Origin of the sequence: Methylococcus sp. S1M, from assembly GCF_051295855.1 — a bacterium.
Classification (GTDB): domain Bacteria; phylum Pseudomonadota; class Gammaproteobacteria; order Methylococcales; family Methylococcaceae; genus Methylococcus; species Methylococcus capsulatus.
Window position 1 is genome coordinate 1 of the sequence record NZ_JBPDXO010000025.1, and the last position, 3,147, is coordinate 3,147.

The 3,147-nt window shown below is 67.3% G+C and carries 4 protein-coding genes; all 4 read right to left on the reverse strand.

Annotation, left to right across the window (positions count from 1 at the left end; all coding sequences use genetic code 11):
- Positions 1-760: phage tail protein (locus tag ACSHWJ_RS15880; protein ID WP_432540092.1), on the reverse strand; the 760-nt coding region annotated here is incomplete at its 3' end.
- A complete protein-coding gene (locus ACSHWJ_RS15885; protein WP_432540093.1) occupies positions 753-1,874 on the reverse strand; it encodes a baseplate assembly protein in 1,122 nt (373 codons plus the stop codon). The genes ACSHWJ_RS15880 and ACSHWJ_RS15885, both read right to left, overlap by 8 nt.
- Entirely contained in the window at positions 1,871-2,278 is a 408-nt protein-coding gene (locus ACSHWJ_RS15890) for a GPW/gp25 family protein (RefSeq protein ID WP_432540094.1), read from the reverse strand. Before ACSHWJ_RS15890 ends, ACSHWJ_RS15885 begins: the two co-directional genes overlap by 4 nt.
- Positions 2,275-3,147: tail fiber domain-containing protein (locus tag ACSHWJ_RS15895; protein ID WP_432540095.1), on the reverse strand; the 873-nt coding region annotated here is incomplete at its 5' end. The genes ACSHWJ_RS15890 and ACSHWJ_RS15895, both read right to left, overlap by 4 nt.

A 3,147-nucleotide genomic window follows, 5' to 3' on the forward strand; every position in this document is an offset into this window, starting at 1 on the left:
GGGTGTGCACGGACTCGTCGAAATCGAGGTAAGGCGTGGACAGGCGCACGTTGAACAAACGGCCGCCTCCGTCCTGCTGGACCAGGTAGGAACGGGGTACCAGCCGGCCGGGGTAGGTTCCCAGGCCCGCCGAACCCGGCTTCCGGATCGCCAGTGACAGTTCCGCCTCGGCGCCGGCACGCTGGATTTCCCGCACCAGCGTCGTCACCGGTGTCTCCTCCCCGGACGTGTGCCACAGGAAGGCGCGCCAGCCGAGCCGGAGGATCGCGTCGGTGACGACCGGATAGTGGTGGCCCCTCACGAACGCCGCGCCGCAGTACCAGCCGGACCCGATCCGCACACCGCGCGTCCGGTAGCGGTAAAGGCGCAGCTGGGGATAGCCGGACAGGAACGCGTCGCGCTCGGCGCGGGTCAGCGTCGGCGCCAGATAGGTCTTCGCTGGCGGCGTGATGGCGCGCAGGATCGACAGTCCCACCCGTGAGCCAGCCCAGGCAAGCCCGGCCAGCGTGCCCTTGAGGCGGTGATAGGCGATCGCCGACTTGATCAGCGCACGCCGTTCGGTATCCGTGGAAACGGTGTCCCAGCCTTCGAGTCCCATGACGTGGAACTGGTCGGCCAGGTGCGGCAGGGCCGACGAGTCGGCCTGGTCGACCAGGTACACCAGGAGCGCTGACTGATCCAGCCTGGAGATGCGCTCGATCAGTGCATCCAGCGCCAGGCCGCGTGCGTCGCGGAGTGAGGGCTGCAGCAGCTCAGCCATCGGCGTTGCCCTCGAAAGTCACGGTGACGCTTTCAGCGTCGGGCCACTCGTGCGGTTGCAGCTCCCGGAAACCGGGCGCGTCCAGCTCCACGCGATAGACCCCCGGAACCTTCTGCGCCCGTTCGATCCATTGCGAGGGCACCAGGTCGCGGCCCAACGTCGACCGCAATTCGGCGGCGAATCCCTCGAGGCTCGTGCGAACCCCGGCCACGACGGCGGCTTCCGAAACGGCGCCGAAGGCGCGCACCCGTGCCGAAACGGCAAACGGTACCCGGCTGGGCGGGAGCACCGTGACCCAGTCGGTCAAGGGACGAACTTTGTCCTGGTTCAGGACCGCCCGCACGGCATCCAGCAGGGCCGCGTCCGGCAGGCCGGAAGCCGTCAGGGGATACACGTTCACGCGACCCGGCGCTGGCGAGGTGATCCCGACGTCGACGAGCGTCTGGCTCACTGAGAGCACGTGCCAGCGGTAGGCCAGTGCGGGACCGGCCACGGCGAAACGCTCTGGCGCCAGCTTGATGCGCATCCGCAGTCGCTCGTCGTCCTCGGCCGCGAGCCCGCCGTAGCTCGTACCGAGGTTGGTGACCGATAGCCCGTTGGCCGGCACGTCGATCAGATCCCGAATCCAGCCAGGCAGGATGCCGTTGGCGGACGGTCCGGCACCGGCCGCGGTGGCATTCACCTCCACGGAAATCGCCCCGGCGGGAATTGTCACCCCGGTGTCGGTGGCAAATTCAGCTACGCTGCTCCTCGAGTCGGTGCCGCCGGCGGCCACGCGGGTGCCCTTGGGGATGACGACGGACGTTGCGGCGGGATGTTCCAGACTGAACCGCAGCACGGTGCGGGCCGATTGCGCCGGTAGCCGGCTCACGCCGACCAGTTCACCCAGGTAATCCAGCATCGGCGCGCGGCTGAAGTTGACCAGGTTGAGCTTGGCCGCTTCCTGGATGCCGATCCGCGCCAGGGTCTCGCGGTAGGCGATGAGATCGATCAAGAGCCGCTCGACCTGGGCCGGGTAAAGCGTCTTTCCGGTCATCTGTTCCCAGCCGGCAATCAGCGCCTGGGTCACGGCTTGGCCGTCGCGGTCGATGAAATCGGGCTCGGGCAGGCTCACAGCGTCACCTCGGTGGTCCGGGTCTGGGATTCGGCTCCGCCGCGCTTCGAGCCAACTCCGTTGCTCTTCGAGTCGATACCGCGGAAGCGCCAGGTGACGACGAGCGTCACCTGGGCCAGGCCGAAGCTGGGCTGGATCGAAACCAGTTCGATCCGCGGTTCCCACAGCAGGATGGCATCGGCGATTTCAGCGATGAGATACGGCGTGGCCTCGATCTCCGGCCGGTCGACATACTGCAGGATGTCCGCACCGAACTCGGGCCGGTGCGGATCCGAGCCCTTCGGCGTGGTCAGAATGATGCGGATGGCTTGGTCGATGTCGGCCGCATCCTGTACGACGCCGCCGGGCTGATCGAGCTGGGGTTGCCAGTTGACCGAGGCGATTGTGCCGACTACGGACGTCATCGCGTCGCCTCCAGGGCTTCTACCCGTACTTCCAGTTCCTGGATCGCAGCGAGGGCCAGCACGGCCAGGCGTCCGTAATCGATGCTCAAGCTGGCGCCGTCGGGGCCGTTCGCTGCGTCGGTCACGGGATAGACCACTTCCGGCAGTACCGCCAGCGCCTCCTCGGCGATGAGACCGAGCTCGATCCGCCCCTGCGGGCCGTTGGCTTTGAGGCGGTACCAAATCGGCTGCAGGGCGCGGACCCGCTCCATCGCACGCCTCACATTGCCCAGAACGCGCTTGAGGCGCCGATTGGACGAGACGGTGAATGCGCTGGCGTAACAAGGCACGTAGGCCAGGGAGGTATTGCGGACGTGGAACCCGCCACCGACTGGCACCCGGACCCCGCCGTCGGTCGACGACATGGCATAGCTGCCGGTTGAGTTGGCGAACCGGTACCCAACGTCCTGGGTCGCTTGGAAAAAGTCGGCGTTGAACTGATTCGACGCCGCGCCATAGGTCGCTGCTGCGCCGACCTGGGCGGCAGTCGGATAGGGATGACGGTGATCGCTGCGGGCGACCGTCGTTGCCGTGCCGGCCGACTGGGTGGCTGCCAGGGCTTGTGCTGAGGTCCCGAACCCGGTGATGGCATTGGCGGCATGCGTGGTCGCCATTGCACCGATCTGGACTGCGGTCGGCCAGGGGTGGACATGGTCCGAACGCGCAACTGTACTTGCCGATCCCCCTGATCCGCTCGCGGCAAGGGCCTGTGCCGACGTTCCGAACCCGGCGATGGCATTGGCGGGATGTGTCGTCGCCATCGCGCCGACCTGGGCTGCGGTAGGGAACGGATGGACGTGGTCTTCCCTTGCGATCTTGTACGAAATACC